At 73.3% G+C, this 15,235-nt stretch carries 14 protein-coding genes; 11 read left to right on the forward strand and 3 right to left on the reverse strand.

The window, feature by feature from the left end:
• The first annotated feature begins 33 nt into the window (after window positions 1-33).
• Window positions 34-525 (forward strand): SRPBCC domain-containing protein, encoded by a 492-nt coding sequence (locus OG524_RS25005; protein ID WP_405811701.1) that lies wholly within the window; start codon window positions 34-36, stop codon window positions 523-525.
• A complete protein-coding gene (locus OG524_RS25010) occupies window positions 522-893 on the forward strand; it encodes a hypothetical protein (protein WP_405811702.1) in 372 nt (123 codons plus the stop codon). The genes OG524_RS25005 and OG524_RS25010 overlap by 4 nt, the downstream gene beginning before the upstream one ends.
• 76 nt (window positions 894-969) lie before the next feature.
• On the opposite strand, the gene OG524_RS25015 is transcribed toward OG524_RS25010, so the two are convergent.
• From OG524_RS25015 to OG524_RS25025, 3 genes are all read right to left on the reverse strand, one after another.
• Window positions 970-2,241 (reverse strand): NAD(P)/FAD-dependent oxidoreductase, encoded by a 1,272-nt coding sequence (locus tag OG524_RS25015; RefSeq protein ID WP_405388620.1) that lies wholly within the window; start codon window positions 2,239-2,241, stop codon window positions 970-972.
• Complete coding sequence (locus OG524_RS25020) at window positions 2,241-2,564, reverse strand: 2Fe-2S iron-sulfur cluster-binding protein (RefSeq protein ID WP_384500005.1); 324 nt, start codon at window positions 2,562-2,564, stop codon at window positions 2,241-2,243. The genes OG524_RS25015 and OG524_RS25020 overlap by 1 nt, the downstream gene beginning before the upstream one ends.
• Before the next feature lie 153 nt (window positions 2,565-2,717).
• Window positions 2,718-3,947, reverse strand: a complete 1,230-nt coding sequence (locus tag OG524_RS25025) for a cytochrome P450 (RefSeq protein WP_405388619.1) — start codon at window positions 3,945-3,947, stop codon at window positions 2,718-2,720.
• A 285-nt stretch (window positions 3,948-4,232) separates the two neighbouring features.
• Between OG524_RS25025 and OG524_RS25030 the strand changes: the two genes are divergently transcribed.
• The 9 genes from OG524_RS25030 to OG524_RS25070 all read left to right on the forward strand — a co-directional run bounded on the left by OG524_RS25030 (window position 4,233) and on the right by OG524_RS25070 (window position 14,876).
• On the forward strand, window positions 4,233-5,381 hold the full coding sequence (locus tag OG524_RS25030) for a CaiB/BaiF CoA transferase family protein (protein ID WP_405393102.1): 1,149 nt from the start codon (window positions 4,233-4,235) through the stop codon (window positions 5,379-5,381).
• The gene (gene cimA / locus OG524_RS25035; protein WP_405388618.1) at window positions 5,374-6,993 is read left to right on the forward strand and encodes a citramalate synthase; all 1,620 of its coding nucleotides are present in this window, start codon (window positions 5,374-5,376) and stop codon (window positions 6,991-6,993) included. The genes OG524_RS25030 and cimA overlap by 8 nt, the downstream gene beginning before the upstream one ends.
• Before the next feature lie 24 nt (window positions 6,994-7,017).
• A complete protein-coding gene (locus OG524_RS25040) occupies window positions 7,018-8,052 on the forward strand; it encodes a ketoacyl-ACP synthase III family protein (RefSeq protein WP_405388617.1) in 1,035 nt (344 codons plus the stop codon).
• 90 nt (window positions 8,053-8,142) lie between these two features.
• Window positions 8,143-9,129, forward strand: coding sequence for an aromatase/cyclase (locus OG524_RS25045; RefSeq protein ID WP_405811703.1), 987 nt, complete (start codon window positions 8,143-8,145; stop codon window positions 9,127-9,129).
• The gene (locus OG524_RS25050) at window positions 9,116-9,745 is read left to right on the forward strand and encodes an antibiotic biosynthesis monooxygenase family protein (RefSeq protein WP_405388615.1); all 630 of its coding nucleotides are present in this window, start codon (window positions 9,116-9,118) and stop codon (window positions 9,743-9,745) included. Before OG524_RS25045 ends, OG524_RS25050 begins: the two co-directional genes overlap by 14 nt.
• Window positions 9,746-9,879: 134 nt before the next feature.
• Window positions 9,880-10,071: an acyl-CoA carboxylase subunit epsilon gene (locus OG524_RS25055; RefSeq protein WP_384499991.1), complete on the forward strand. Its 192-nt coding sequence runs from the start codon at window positions 9,880-9,882 to the stop codon at window positions 10,069-10,071.
• A 43-nt stretch (window positions 10,072-10,114) separates the two neighbouring features.
• Window positions 10,115-11,863 (forward strand): fatty acyl-AMP ligase, encoded by a 1,749-nt coding sequence (locus OG524_RS25060; RefSeq protein ID WP_405388614.1) that lies wholly within the window; start codon window positions 10,115-10,117, stop codon window positions 11,861-11,863.
• Window positions 11,860-13,584: an acyl-CoA dehydrogenase gene (locus OG524_RS25065; protein ID WP_405811704.1), complete on the forward strand. Its 1,725-nt coding sequence runs from the start codon at window positions 11,860-11,862 to the stop codon at window positions 13,582-13,584. Before OG524_RS25060 ends, OG524_RS25065 begins: the two co-directional genes overlap by 4 nt.
• A gap of 11 nt (window positions 13,585-13,595) precedes the next feature.
• A complete protein-coding gene (locus OG524_RS25070) occupies window positions 13,596-14,876 on the forward strand; it encodes an acyltransferase domain-containing protein (protein WP_405811705.1) in 1,281 nt (426 codons plus the stop codon).
• Window positions 14,877-15,235: the final 359 nt, after the last annotated feature.

Here is a 15,235-nt window from a genome sequence, read left to right on the forward strand (position 1 = left end):
CGGGCGGACGCCCGGCTGGAGCGAGGAGACCCCGTGCCCGAGCAGACGCAGACCCTGCCCGACGTCAGGAAGTCGGTCACCGTGGCGGCGACGCCCGACGAGTGCTTCAAGGTCTTCACCGAGCGTCCCGTGGACTGGTGGCCGCCGAGCCACGTCCTGGTCCGCAAGGAGCGGGCCGGCCTGGCCTTCGAGCCGGGTGTGGGCGGGCGCTACTACGAGTGGGACGTGGAGGGCACCCAGATCGCCTGGGGCCGTGTGCTGGAGTGGGTGCCCGGCCGCCGGGTCGCCATGACCTGGCGCGTCGACCCCAACTGGCAGTCGATCCCCACGGACGACCGGGCCAGCCGGATCGAGGTCGACTTCGAGTCCGTCGGCGAGGGCCGCACCCGGGTGTCGCTCGCCCACGTGGAACTGGACCGGCACGGCCCCGGCGCCGAGCGGATCTTCAAGGCGCTGGACGGACCGAGCCCGGGCGAGACCCTGGAGCGCTTCGCGCAGGCGGTCGCCGGCGGGTCCGGGGCGTGAGCCCCGGCCGGAGCGTCCTGGACGCTCTGGCCGCCACACCCAGCGTCCCGGACGCTCCGGCCGCCACACCCAGCGGGCGCGGACGCGGCCGGACCGGCCGTCCCCCGCGCTTCCCACACCACCTCGTCCGGGGGAACGCCCGCACGCCGGCCGCGGGGCTGTTCGCCCCGTGCGAGCCGGCAAGCGGCGAGCGCGACGCCGCCCGCACCGCCGAGACCCTGCGAGTGGCCGTCACCCCGCCCTTCGGCGAAGGGCACGCCCCGCGGCGGTTCCGGCGGGACGTCACCTCCGCCACCGGCCGTGCGGCCCTCCGGTACGCCACGGCCGCGCGCGAGCACCACGCAGTCCTGCTCGGCCCGGAGGACTGAGCAGCACCGGGAAGCCGGAGGAACGACGAAGGGGCGTCCGGGACGAGAAGTCCCGGACGCCCCTTCGTGGCGCGCCTCAGACGGCTACGGACAGCCGGGCAGCGGCGGGCTTCGCGGCCGCGCGGGGCAGCTTCTTGAGGTCGAACCCCGGTTGCCGCACCGCCGCGGGCGTCAGGTCCGTGCCGGCCGTCAGCAGCCGCCGGGCGATGCCGTGGTCCGCGGGGCGGTTCACCGACTCGACGCCCGTCAGCCGGCCGTCCCGGAAGCAGAAGACGGAGAAGTGCCCGTCCTCGACGTCGCCGACGGTCACCGTGGTGTCGTGGCCCGCCGTCAGCCCGGCGATCTGCAGCCGCAGCGCGTACTGCTCCGACCAGAACCACGGGACGGCGGTGTACGCGTAGGGCTCGCCGCAGATCGCCGCCGCGACGCACCGCGCCTGGTCGGAGGCGTTCTGCACGGACTCCAGCCGGATGTGGCGGCCGGCGTGCGGGCTGGGGAAGCGGGCACAGTCGCCGAGCGCGTAGATGTCCGGGTCCTCGGTCCGCAGCCGTTCGTCCACGACGATGCCGTCACCGACGAGCAGCCCCGCCGAGAGCGCCGGCGCGGTGTTGGGCAGCACCCCGACGCCGACCACGACCAGGTCCGCGGCGATCCGCTCGCCGCCGTCCAGCTCCACGACGTGCACCCCGCCCCCGCCGTCGCCGTGCAGCGCCGCCACCTCACGGCCCAGCAGCAGCCGGACCCCCTGGGCACGGTGCTCCGCGACGAGCCGGTCCGACATGACGGGGGTCAGCGCACGGGCCAGGGCCCGGGGCTGCGCCTCCACCACCGTCACCTCGTGGCCGAGCCCGCGCGCGGTGGCCGCGACCTCCAGGCCGATGAACCCGGCGCCCACCACGACGAGTTGCCGCGGCGGCCCGCTGAGGCGCAGCCGCAGGTCCTCCGCGTCGGCCAGCCCGCGCAGCGTGAGCACCCCGGTCAGCGAGGCCCCGGGCACCGGCAGGGTGCGCGGCCTGCAGCCCGTCGCCAGGACCAGCGAGCCGTACGGGAGGCGGAGACCCGAGTCCAGCAGCACGGTGTGCCGGTCCCGGTCCACCGAGGCGACCCGGTCGCCCGTGATCAGCTCGATGTCCTGCTCGGCGAAGAACGACGCCGGCCGCAGCAGGACCTCGTCGGCCGTCACCGAGCCCGCGAGATAGCCCTTCGACAGCGGGGGCCGGTGGCAGGGGGCCGGGGGTTCGTCACCGACGAGCGTGATCCGGCCCTGGAAACCGCGGCTGCGCAGGGCGCACGCGGTGTCGAATCCCGCCTGGCCCGCCCCGGCGACGACCACCGAGTGCGCGGCCATCAGCTCTGCGCCTCGGGCAGGTGCACCAGCAGCCCGTCGAGGTCCTCGGAGATGGGCAGCTGGCAGCTCAGCCGGCTGAACTCGTTGCGCTCGCAGGCGGTGCCGTACAGCACGTCGTCCTCGACGGAGTCCATCGCGGGCAGCGGCAGCGTGTTCGCCTCGTCGATGTACACGTGGCACGTGCCGCACTGGGCGGAGCCGCCGCACTGCGCCTCGATGCCGTCGACGTTGTTCAGCTTCGCACCGCGCATGACCGTGCCGGGCGCCCGGACGTCGACGACGGTGACGGTACCGTTCGGATGCTTGTAGGTGATCTTGGCCATGGCGTGCTCTCCTCGTGGAATATCGGTCGGCCGTGGGGGAGTCGTGCGTCTGCGCGGGCCCCGCAGGGGCGGAGCCTCCGTGGGTTCCCGGGCCCCCGCCCCGCCGGCCGCCGTCGAGCGGGCCGGTCGCGGACGGGGGTCACCGGGCCGGGGTCACCAGGTGACCGGCAGCTCCCACAGGCCGTAGATGACGGCACCTTCCTTGCGCGGGATCTCCAGGAAGGGCTTGGCGAGCCGCAGGGTCGGAATCCGCTGGAAGAGCTTGCTCCACACGATCTCCAGTTCGAGGCGGGCCAGGTCCGCGCCGATGCAGTGGTGCACCCCGTGCCCGAACCCCAGGTGCTTGCGGCTGCCGCGCCGGATGTCGAGCTTCTCCGGCTCCGGGAAGACCTCCGGGTCACGGTTGGCCGCCAGGCCGAGGCAGAGGATGCCGTCGCCCTTGCGGATGACCTGGCCCGCCACCTCGATGTCCTCCAGCGCGACACGCGGCACGGCGGTGTCGCCGATGGTCGCGAACCGCACCAGCTCCTCCACGGCCGGCCTGACCAGCGAGGGGTCGTTCAGCAGGAGTTCCAGCTGGTCGGGGTTCTCCAGCAGGCAGGCCGTGCCCAGCGAGATCTGGCTGGCGGTCGTCTCGTGCCCGCCGTTCATCAGCAGCCGGACCATGTTGAACAGGTCGCGGTCGGTGTACTCCTCGCCGGAGGCCTCGTAGTCGGCCATCGCCCGGCTGAGCAGGTCCTCGCCCGGCGTCTCCTTCTTCTGCTTGATCAGCTCGCTGATGTACGCGTTCACCTCGACGATCGCGGCCTGCCGCTCCTCCGTCGAGCTGTGGCCGCCCAGCAGCGCGGTGCCGTGCTTGATGAAGAACTCGTGCTGGTCCTGCGGGATGCCCAGCAGCTCACAGATCACGGTCATCGGCACGGCCAGCGAGAAGACCCGGTGGAAGTCGGCCGGGGCCTCCATCGCCAGGAGCTTGTCCAGGTGCTCGTCGACGATCTCCTCGATGCGCGGACGCAGCCGCTGGACCTGCCGGTGGGTGAAGGTCAGCGCGGCCTTGCGCCGGGTGCTGCTGTGCGCGGCGCCGTCGTAACCGATGAAGGAGGTCTCGGTCCGGTACTCGGGCGGTGCGACGAAGTAGAACGGGAAGTTGTCGTGCCGGCGCGACGCGCTCAGCCGCGGGTCGGTGAGCAGCGTACGAATCGTCTCGTAGCCGGTGACCGTCCAGATGCGCAGGCCGGAACCGTCCAGCGTGACCTCCGAGACATCTTTCTCGATCATGTCGGCGTACTGGGCGGGCGGCGTGAACGGGCACGTGCGCTTGTACGGAAACGTCGCCGCCTCCGCCTCGGCAGGGGCAGCTGACTCCAGATCACTGATGGTCACAGCGGATCGATCCTCTCCGGGGTACGTCGGGCAGCGGGAGCGGCCGGGCAGCAGTACACCCAAAGCGGCTGGGGCCCCGGTCGAGCGGACACGGAGCGGCCCCCGGCCCCGGGAAGCCGTGATCCGGCCCGCCTCATGCCGGGCACGAGCCGGGCCCCGCAGGCTTGCCGGAGCCGCGACGCAGGAGGACCTGGAGGACCAGCGATGACCACATCCCCCGCAGGACCACCGCCGGACAGGACAGGGGACGGACCCGCGGGCGGACCCCGCCCCAGGACCGGGAACATGCCCGGCACGGGCCCCTTGCACGGCCTCAGGGTCCTCGAACTCGCCGCGATCGGGCCAGCCCCGTTCGCCTGCATGATGTTCGCCGACCTGGGCGCCGACGTGGTGCGGGTGGACCGGGCCGACGGCCGGCGCTCCTTCGCCGACTGGCACCGCGACCTCGACCGGGGCCGGCGCACAAGGGCCCTCGACCTCAAGGACCCGTCCGGCGTCGCCGAGCTCCTGCGGCTGATGGACGGCGCCGACGTACTCGTCGAGGGGTTCAGGCCCGGGGTCGCGGAGCGGCTGGGCATCGGCCCCGACGTGTGCCTGGAGCGCAACCCCGGCCTCGTCTACGCCCGGATGACCGGCTGGGGACAGGACGGCCCGCTGGCCACCGCCCCCGGCCACGACATCAACTACCTCGCCCTGACCGGCGCGCTGTACGCGATCGGCGAGGCCGGCGGCCCCCCGGTGCCGCCCGTGAACCTGCTCGGCGACTTCGGCGGCGGCGCGATGTTCCTCGTCACCGGAGTGCTCGCCGCACTCCATGAACGCCGCACGTCCGGCCGCGGACAGGTCGTCGACGCGGCGATCGTCGACGGGGTCAACACCCTGCTGGCCATGGCGACCGGCATGGCCGACGCCGGCCACTGGCGCCACGAGCGCGGGGCGAACCTGCTCGACGGGGGCGCCCCCTACTACACCTGCTACGTCTGCGCCGACGGAGGCCATGTCGCGGTTGGCGCCCTGGAGGAGCGGTTCTACGCCGCCCTGCTGGCCGGCCTCGGCCTCCACCCCGACGGGCTCCCGGACCGAACCGACCCCGCCAACTGGCCTGCCCTGCGACGCGCGTTCGGCGGCCGGTTCCTGCTCCACGACCGGGACACCTGGGCCCGGCTGTTCGACGGAACGGAAGCCTGCGTCACCCCCGTACTGCGCATCGACGAGGCCCCGGAACACCCGCACCAGCGGGCCCGGGGCAGCGCTCCGGCCGCTCCCGCACCCCGCTTCAGCCGCACCCCGGCGGTGCGTCGCAGGTCCACCTGGGCTCCAGCGGTCCTCCGTGCACCCGCCCGAACCTGGGGCGAACAGCCGGACCTGTCGGCCGGCGCCGTCGGAACATCCGCCGGCCGGCCGACACCAGACCAAGGGAGCGGCGATGGCTGAGCAGTTCCAGCTCTACGACACGACCCTGCGCGACGGCACCCAGCAGGAGGGCATGGTGCTGACGGTCGAGGACAAACTCGCCGTCGCCCGCCGGCTCGACGGCCTCGGGGTGGGATTCATCGAGGGCGGCTGGCCCGGAGCCGTCCCCAAGGACACCGAGTTCTTCCGCCGGGCCCGCACCGAACTCGACCTGAAGAACGCCGTGCTCGCCGCCTTCGGCGCCACCCGCCGGCCAGGGGTACCCGCCTCCCTGGACCCGCAGGTGCGAGCCCTGCTGGAGGCCGAGACCCCGGTGGTGACCCTGGTAGCCAAGAGCCACACCGGTCATGTGCGCAACGCCCTGCGCACCACGCTCGCCGAGAACCTCGCCATGATCAGCGGCACGGTACGCCACCTGGTGCACGCCGGCCGGCGGGTCTTCGTCGACGCCGAGCACTACTTCGACGGCTACCAGCTCAACCGCGAGTACGCCCTGGCCGTCGTCCGCACCGCCGCCGAGGCCGGTGCCGAGACCGTCGTCCTGTGCGACACGAACGGCGGCTCCCTGCCCGACGAGGTGCGCAACGTCGTCACCGAGACGCTCGCCCTGACCGGCGTACCGCTCGGCATCCACGCCCACAACGACAGCGGCTGCGCCGTCGCCAACACCATGGCGGCGGTCGACGCCGGAGCGGTCCAGGCCCAGGGCACCGCCCACGGCTACGGCGAACGGTGCGGCAACGCCGACCTGTTCACCGTCATCGCCAACCTGGTGCTCAAGCGCGGCCGCGAGGTCATCCCGCTGGAGAAGCTGCGGGACCTGGCCGGGACCGGCCGGGCCGTCACCGAGCTGACCCAGGTCCCCGGCAGCGCCGCCGCACCGTACATCGGCGGCTCCGCCTTCACCCACAAGGCCGGACTGCACGCCTCCGCGCTGCGGATCGACCCCGACCTCTACCAGCACACCACGCCCGAGCTCGTCGGCAACACGATGCGCACCCTCGTCTCCGACATGGGCGGACGCTCGTCGATCGAACTCAAGGCACGCGAGCTGGGATACGCCGTCGAAGCGGGCTCCGACGAAGTGGCCCGCGCCGCGACCCGGGTCAAGGAGCTGGAGAACACCGGCTACAGCTTCGAGTCCGCCGACGCCTCCTTCGAACTCCTCCTGCGCGAAGAGCTCGACGGCGGCCCCCGGCCCCGCCCGTTCGACGTCGAGTCCTGGTCCGTCGGAGTGTCCGGGACGGGCGACGAGGTGCGCACCGAGGCCACCGTACGGCTCACCGTCCAGGGCCGGTCCGTCACCGCGACCGGCCACGGCAACGGACCCGTCAACGCCATGGACACCGCCCTGCACACCGCGCTCGACCCCTGCTTCCCCGCCCTGTCCCGCCTCGAACTCACCGACTACCGGGTGCGGGTGCTCAGCGGCGAGACCGGCAGCGGTGCCGCCGCCCGGGTGCTCATCTCCTACCGGGACGGGGAGCGCAGCTGGGGCACCGTCGGCGTGGACGGCAACACGACGGCGGCCAGCTGGCAGGCACTCCTCGACGCCGTCCACTACGTCCTGCTCGACGGGCCGCCCGGCCGGGTCGAGGAAGCCCCGCCCCTGGCCGCCGCCGTACCGGGCTGAGCCCCGACCTTCCTTGGAGTGACCGTGCGTCTGGAAGACGTCTACATACGGGGAACCGCCACCCGGCTGCCCGCCCGCCTGGCGGTCGCCGACGCCGTCGCCTCGGGGGCCTGCCCGCCCCGGGTGGCAGCGTCCACCGGCATGGAGTCGGTGGCGTACTCGCCCGACGAGTCCGCCGCCGAGATGGCCGCCGCCGCGGCCAGGACCGCGCTGCGCCGGGCCGACAGCCACGGCGGCGACGTCGATCTGCTGCTGCACGCCGACACCTACCACCAGGGCCAGGACCTGTGGCCGGTCGCCTCGTACATCCAGCGTGAGGCGCTCGGCAACAGCTGCCAGGCCGTCGAGATACGGCAGATGTCCAACGGCGGACTCGCCGCACTCGACCTCGCCACCGCCTACCTCACCGCGGGACACGGCCACGGCGACGCCCTGATCACCACCGCCGACCGGTTCTGCGCCCCCGGCATCGACCGCTGGAAGACGGACCCGGGCACCCCGTACGCCGACGGCGCCACCTCCGTCGTGCTCTCCAGGCGCGGCGGATTCGCCCGGCTCGTCTCGCTCGCCCTGTACGCGGACCCCGAGCTGGAGCCGCTGCACCGCGGGGACGACCCGTTCACCCCCGCACCCTTCACCCACCGGATGCCCGTCGACTTCGACGAGGCCAAGCGCGCCTTCGTCGGCCGCACCGGCATCTCGTACGCGATCACCCGGGCCCACAACGGCCAGCAGACGGTGATCAAGCAGGCGCTGGCCGACGCCGGGTCCGAACTGGGCGAGGCGGACTGGGTCGTGCTGCCGCACTTCGGCCGCCGGCGCCTGCAGTCCATCTACTACAAGCCGTTCGGCATCGATCCCGACCGCACCACCTGGGACTACAGCCGGACGGTCGGCCACCTCGGGGCCGGCGACCAGTTCGCCGGACTCGACCACCTGCTGGTCTCGGGCCGTGCCTCGCCCGGCGACCGGTGCGTCCTGGTCAGCGTCGGCGCCGGATACAGCTGGGGCTGCGCGGTCCTGGACATCCTGCGACGCCCGGACTGGGCGACCCCCTGAGCGGGTCCACCGATTCTCAAGTTCCGCTTGAGCACTTCATGTCAGCCTCGTGATCCGCCCTGCTGCGGACTGTCCGAAGGAAGGTTTGCCGTGGCGCCCACCGCTACGTCCGAGACCCGAGCGCTCCATGTCACGGAGCACTCCATCACCGTGGCCGCATCACCCGCCGCCGTCTACGCCCTGGTGGCCGACGTCGCCGAGTGGCCGCAGGTGTTCGGCCCCACCGTGCACGTCGAGGTGCTGGAGGAAGCCCCCGAAGAGGGCGGCGAGCAGCTCCTGCGCATCTGGGCGATCGCCGGCGACAAGGTCCGCACCTGGACCTCGCGCCGCGTCCTGGACCCGGCCGGCCGCACCATCACCTTCCGCCAGGTCGTCACGGCGGCGCCCGTCGAGTCGATGGGCGGCGAGTGGCGCGTCCAGGAGCTGGAGGACGGCACCACCCGGGTCACGCTGCTGCACGACTACCGGGCCGTCGACGACGCCCCGGACGCGGAGGCCCTGATCGAGCAGGCCGTCGACCGCAACAGCCGCGCCGAGCTCCTCGCCCTGAAGAACACCGCGGAGCAGGGCGAGGACCGCGAGGAACTCCACTTCACCTTCAGCGACTCGGAGACCGTCTTCGGTGCGGCCGGCGACGTCTTCGCCTTCCTGGACCGGGCCGACCTGTGGCCCCAGCGGCTGCCGCACGTGGCCCGCCTGGACCTCAGCGAGGACGAACAGGGCATCCAGCGGATGGACATGGACACCCGCAGCCCCGACGGCTCCACGCACAACACCACCTCGGTCCGTGTCTGCTTCGAGGACCGCAAGGTCATCGTCTACAAGCAGCTCCGGGTGCCGGTCGCGATGAGCGGCCACACCGGGCGCTGGGTCATCGAGTCGCTCGGCGACGGGACGGTCAGGGCCACCTCGTGGCACACGGTGACGCTGGACCCGGCCGGTGTGCGCACCGCGCTCGGCCCCGACGCCACCCTCGCCGAAGCCCGTGCCCTGGTGCGCAGGACGCTCGGTACCAACAGCTCCACCACATTGCGCCATGCCAAGAAGTTCGCGGAGGAAGTGCGTGCCGAAGCGTAGTTACGATGCACCGATCACGGTGGTCAACCGGTTCGACGTCAAAGGAGACACAGAGCGCTTCGAGCGCGAGTTCCGGCACCACTCGCAGTACCTGCGCACCCGCGAGGACTTCGACTTCCTGGTGACCGTGCGGCTCGTCGACCACCCGCAGGTGTACGTGCACCTCGGGCACTGGCGGACCATGCGCGGATTCCTCGACACCGTTCACGACGACACCTTCCAGGCCCAGGTCCGCAAGCTCGGACCCATGGTCGACACGGAGGCCGACCAGGCGGTGAGCGTGGCCCGGAAGATCACCGGGGACGCCGTGGCAGGGGTGGCGAACGTCGTACTGACCCGGGCGGTGGTGCACGGGGACCCGCACGTGTTCGAGCGGCAGTTCGCCGAGGTGAACGAGCACCTGGCACAGCTGGGCGGATACGGCGGGAGTGATCTGCTGCGCTCCACGCTCCGCCCCGACGTCTACACGGCCGTCCAGTGGTGGCGCGACTCCGACGCCTGCGAACAGGCCCTCGGCGACAGCGGCCACCGGGCCGCGACGCAGGCGATGACACGGGGCGCCGGCCTCACCGTGGAACGCACCCGGCACGTGGCGTACGAGCGCGTCCTGAACTGACACTGACACGCCGCTGACGCGACACCGGGGGCGCGGGCCGCTCCACCCGTACAGGAGCCGAGGACCACGGGTCCTCGGCTCCTGTACGTCCCGGGCACGAGTTCCCTTCGAGCGCCGTGGCCCAGGCTGTCCCCATGGCGAATCCGATGCGCATCACCGTGGTCCGCGGCCGGCCCGACGAGGCCGAGCTGGCGGCCGTCACCGCCGTCCTGCTGGCCCTCGTCCGCCGTACCGGCGAACCGGACGGCGACGTCGCAGCGGCCTACGCCGGCTGGACCGTGAAGAACGGCGGTCACCGCAACCCGGTGGCCTGGTCCGGACGATGAGCGGGCGTACGCACGACGGCCGCACGACATGCGAGGGGGAGGCATGACAGGACACCGGACACTCACCGCACACATCCAGGCCCGGGCCGCCGAGACACCGGACCGGGAAGCGCTGATCCTCCTCGCGGAACGGGACGGCCGGCTGCTGCCGGAGACGATCACGTACGCGGAACTCGACCGGGCCGCGCGCACCCTGGCCGGACGGCTCGGCCGGCACGTGCGGCCGGGGGACCGGGTGCTGATCGCGCCGGGCTCCCGGGCCCTGTTCGTCACCGGCTTCCTCGCCTGCCTGTACGCCGGTGCCGTCGCCGTACCCGTGGCGCCGCCCGGTGGCCGGGGCCACCACGACGACCGTATCGCCGGGATCGTCAAGGACGCCGCCGCCGCCTGCCTGATCACCTCCGTCGCCGAGGCGGCCGAGGCCTCGCAGCTGCTCGCCCGCACCGGTCACGGCGACGTCGTCTGCCTGCTCGCCGACGGGCCCGCCCCGGCGGGTGCCGCACAGGAGGAGCCCGAACCGCACGCTGCGGAGCCGGACGAGCCCGTGTACCTCCAGTACACCTCCGGCTCCACCCGCGACCCCCGCGGTGTGGTCGTCACCCACCGCAGCCTGCTCGCCAACCAGCGCGCCATCCAGGAGGCGCTCGGCACGCGCCCCGGCATCCGGATGGGCGGCTGGCTGCCCCTCCACCACGACATGGGCCTGGCCGGTCAGCTGCTGCACGCCCTGTGGCTGGGCGGCACCGCCGTCCTGCTGTCGCCGGCCGCGTTCGTCAAACGGCCGGCGAACTGGCTGGAGACCGTCTCCCGCTACGGCCTGACCGTCAGCGGGGCCCCGGACTTCGCGTACGAGCTGTGCGTCCGCCGGATCAACGACTCCCAGATCGCCGCCCTGGACCTGTCCGGCTGGGAGGTCGCCGTCAGCGGCGGCGAACCCGTGGACGCCGCCACCCTCACGGCCTTCGCCGAGCGCTTCGCGCCCGCCGGACTGCGCCCCGGGGCACTGGCACCCTGCTACGGCCTGGCCGAGGCGACCCTGCTCGTCTCCGGCACCCGTACGGCGCCCGCCGCCGCGTCGCGCACCGTGGACGCCGCCGCCCTGGAGGCGGGCCGGCTGGTGCCCGCGCCCGAGGGCACCGGCCGGGTCCTCGCCCACTGCGGCCCGCCCGCGTCGGCCGAGGTACGCATCGTGGACCCCGAGACCCGCCGGGAGCTGCCGGACAGCCACATCGGCGAGATCTGGGTCCGCGGCGAGAGCATCGGACCCGGCTACCGTGGCCGCCCCGCGGAGACCGCCGCGTCCTTCGGCTGCCGCATCGAGGGCGGCGGGTCCGGATATCTGCGCACCGGTGACCTCGGCGCCCTCGACGACGGCCTGCTGTACGTGACCGGCCGCATCAAGGACATGATCATCTTCGCCGGGCGCAACCTCTACCCGCAGGACCTGGAACGCACCGTCCAGCAGGTCAGCGGACTGTTCGGCGCCGCCACCGCCTTCGCCGTGCCCGACTCCCGCGAACGGATCGTCATCGTCCAGGAACTGCGCGCCCGCAGCCGCTACGACATCGACCTGGCCGCCCTCGCCACCGCCGTACAGCAGCGCCTCGGCCAGGAGTACGAGGTGAACGCGGGAGTGCTGCTCGTACGCCCCGGCACGGTCCGCAGGACGACCAGCGGCAAGGTGGAACGGGCCGCGATGCGCCGCCTCTTCCTGCGCGGCGAGCTCACCCCCCTGCACCAGCGGCTCGACGCCGACGTCGAGCGGCTGCTCGCGGCAGGGAGAGCGCGATGACACCCGCCGAGGAGCGCATCGACGCCCTGGAGCGGGCGTTCGGCCCCTTCGACGACCCCGCCAACCCGTTCGGCGCCGACGCCCTGCTCGCCGCCGACGCGGCCGGAGAGGTGCTGCCCGGCGCCGAGAAGGTCCTCGACGAGTTCGACCTCAACGCGGAGTTCGTCCCCGCGGACCTCGGCGGCCGGCTGGAACGGATGGACCTGCTCGGACGGATCCTGCGCCCCGTCTTCCGCCGGGACGCCTCGCTGGGCTTCGGCTACGGGCTCAACTGCTTCTTCGCCGCGACCCCCGTGTGGACCGCGGGGAACGCCGCCCAGCGGCGGCAGGCCGCCCGGCTGCTCCTGAACGGCCGCAGGATCGCCGTCGCCCGGCACGAGGTCGCCCACGGCAACGACTTCGTCCGCGACGAGTTCACCGCCGCACCCGTCCCCGGCGGGCTGCTCCTCGACGGCAGCAAGTCCGCGATCGCCAACGCCTCCCGCGCCACCGGCCTGGTGGTCTTCGCCCGCACCGGGACCGCCGTCGGCGGCCGCAGCCACACCGTGCTGCTCCTCGACCGCGACGAACTGCCCGCGGACCGCGTCGAGGACCTGGCCCGGCGCACCACCAACGGCATGCGCAGCGCCGAATTCGGCGGCCTGCGGATCACGGAGTGCCACGTCCCCGACAGCGCCGTGCTCGGCACACCCGGGGACGGCTACGAACTGTCGCTGCGCTCCTCGCTGCTCATCCGCGGACTCATCCCGTCCATCGTGCTCGCCGGGGCCGACACCGCCCTGCGCACCGTGACCAGGTTCGCCGTCCGCACCCGCGCCGACGGCCGGTCCTCCCTGGACGTGCAGCACGTGCGTGACGTGCTGACCGGCGGCTTCCTGGACCTGCTGCTCATCGACTGCCTCGCCCTCGTCGCGACCCGCGCACTGCACCTGCTGCCCCGGCAGATGAGCGCCTACGCGGCGGCGGCCGCCTACCTGGCGCCCCGGCTCGTCACCGAGAGCATGGACGAGATGTCGGCGGTCCTGGGCGAGGAGACCTTCGCCCTGGACGGGGCGTACGGCATGTTCCAGAAGCAGCGCCGCGACCTCCCGGTCACCTCGCTGGGGCACGCGGGCAGTGCCGGCCGGCAGGTGAGCATCCTGCCGCAACTGCCCTACTTCGCCCGGCACGCCTGGTTCGCCGACCCCGAACCGCCGCCCGGACTGTTCCGGCCGCACGAGCCGCTGCCACCGCTGGACCTGACCCTGCCCGCGCTGCTCGGCGACGGCGATCCGCTGGCCGCGACCCTCGTCGCCTGCACCGACCAGCTGGAATCGGCCGGGCCACCGGGACCGGCCGGTCACGCACTGCGCTTCCTGGCCAGGTCGCTCACCGGTGAACTGGCCGAACTCAAGAAGGCGTTCGAGGCGATACCGCAGGGCGACCGGGCGGCGCTGTCGAGTCCGCACAGCTTCGGCCTCGCGGACCGCTACACCCTCGTCCTCGCCGCGGCCGCCTGCCTCGGGGTGTGGCGCGAGCAGCAGTCCGCACCCGCGGGCGCCGCCGACGCGTTCCTCGCGGACCCGGCCTGGGCCACCGCGGTCCTCTACCGGCTCGCGAGACGGCTCGGCCTGCCCCTGCCGGACCGGCCCGGCGCCTGCGAGCGGCAGGTGCTGGACGAGGCCGTCGCCCGACTGCACAACCGCCGCAGCTATGACCTCTACAGCTCGCCGCTCGCCTGAGGAGCCGAATCATGCAGGAACACCCGAGCTCAGCCGGGGACGATTTCGCCGTGGCCCACCGGGAATGGCTGCGTGAGCGGGTTGCCCACTACCTCGGCCGGCCGGTACCGGACACGGCACGGCTGGACGAGGAAGGGCTCGACTCGGTGGCCGCACTCAGCCTCTACGGGGACATGGAGGAGGAGTTCGGCACGCTCGCCGAACCCGAGGACATCTGGACGTACCCCACCGTGCGCGAACTCGCCGGTTTCCTGGCGATGCGGGACTCCCGGCACGGCGCCTGCCGGATCCGGGCCGCCTTCGTCTTCACCGGCCAGGGATCCCAGCACCCCGGCATGACCGCGGGCCTCCACCGGCACTCCACCGGCTACCGCACCTTCCTGGAGGAGGCCGACGCGGCGCTGCTGCCCTTCACCCGGCGGTCCGTCGCCGAGCTGATCCTCGGTGACGACCCGCGCGTCCACCGCACCGATCTCGCCCAGCCCGCCCTGTTCGCCGTCGGCTACGCCCTGGCACGGACCCTCCAGGAGGCGGGCGTCCAGCCCGTGGCGGTGCTCGGCCACGGCATCGGGGAGTTCGCCGCCGCGACCGTCGCCGGTGCGCTCGCCCTCGACGACGCGGCACGACTGGTGGCGACACGTGGCGCCCTCATGCAGGCCCTGCCGTCGGGCGGCGCGATGATGGCCGTCTGCGTCACACCGTACGAGGCGGCCGAACTCGTCGCCGCCGAAACGGACGTGGGCATCAGCGCCGTCAACGCCGCCAGGTCGGTCGTGCTCTCCGGCGACCGTGCCGCACTGGAGCGCGTCGAGGCCCGGCTCGCGGAACGGGACGTGCGCTGCCGGTACCTGACCGTGACCCACGCCTTCCACTCCCCGCTGATGCGGCCCATGGTCAGCGAGTTCGAGTCCTGTCTGCGCAGGCTGCCCGGAGCCGCCGCCCGGCTGCCGTTCTACTCGACCCTGTACGGCAGGCTCGCCACCGAGCCGCTCTACGCCCCGTACTGGTCCGAACAGATCACCTCACCCGTCCGGTTCGCCGACGCCGCCCGCTGCATGCTGGCGCAGCAGGCCCCCACCCATGTCGTCGAGATCGGACCGCGGCCCGTGCTCACCCCGTACCTGCGGCGGATCGGCGGCGGCCGGCGGGGCCCCGTCTGCCTGCCGGTCTGCCGGGGCCCGCGGAGCGACGCCGTCGACCTGGCCGGGGTGATCTCCGCACTGGACGCGGGACCGCTGACGGCCGCCTTCCCCGGAGTGCGGGGCAGCGGCGCACGTGACGGCGGGGCCTGACGTGCGGGCCCGGATCGGACGGCCGCTGCACGCCGACGGACCCGGCGGCCCCTGGGACGCCGTCCACACACAACTGCTGCACACCGGCACCGCGCTGATCCACGGGACGATGCCCGCCTGGCTGCCGTCCGGCGGCACGGACGCGGAGCTGCGCCGCCGGCTGGGCCGGGACTGGCAGCGCTACGAGAAGCTCACCCAGCCCCGGATGCGCGAACGCTTCGTGGCGTCCCGGCTGTTGCTGCGGCACACCGCCGCGGCCGTCCTGCACACCGCCCCGGAACTGGTCGACCTGGCCTACCAGCCGGGCGGCAGGCCCTATGTACGCGGCTGCGACCAGATCGACATCAGCCTCAGCCACA

This window comes from Streptomyces sp. NBC_01520, assembly GCF_045040375.1.
Classification (GTDB): Bacteria; Actinomycetota; Actinomycetes; order Streptomycetales; family Streptomycetaceae; genus Streptomyces.

Bases quoted from the DNA above. Each gene is read 5' to 3' on its own strand.
- OG524_RS25015 (WP_405388620.1), bottom strand. From the start codon at position 2,241: ATGGCCGCGCACTCGGTGGTCGTCGCCGGGGCGGGCCAGGCGGGATTC.
- OG524_RS25065 (WP_405811704.1), top strand. From the start codon at position 11,860: ATGACACCCGCCGAGGAGCGCATCGACGCCCTGGAGCGGGCGTTCGGC.
- OG524_RS25055 (WP_384499991.1), top strand. From the start codon at position 9,880: ATGGCGAATCCGATGCGCATCACCGTGGTCCGCGGCCGGCCCGACGAG.
- OG524_RS25030 (WP_405393102.1), top strand. From the start codon at position 4,233: ATGCCCGGCACGGGCCCCTTGCACGGCCTCAGGGTCCTCGAACTCGCC.
- OG524_RS25060 (WP_405388614.1), top strand. From the start codon at position 10,115: ATGACAGGACACCGGACACTCACCGCACACATCCAGGCCCGGGCCGCC.
- OG524_RS25070 (WP_405811705.1), top strand. From the start codon at position 13,596: ATGCAGGAACACCCGAGCTCAGCCGGGGACGATTTCGCCGTGGCCCAC.
- OG524_RS25020 (WP_384500005.1), bottom strand. From the start codon at position 2,564: ATGGCCAAGATCACCTACAAGCATCCGAACGGTACCGTCACCGTCGTC.
- cimA (WP_405388618.1), top strand. From the start codon at position 5,374: ATGGCTGAGCAGTTCCAGCTCTACGACACGACCCTGCGCGACGGCACC.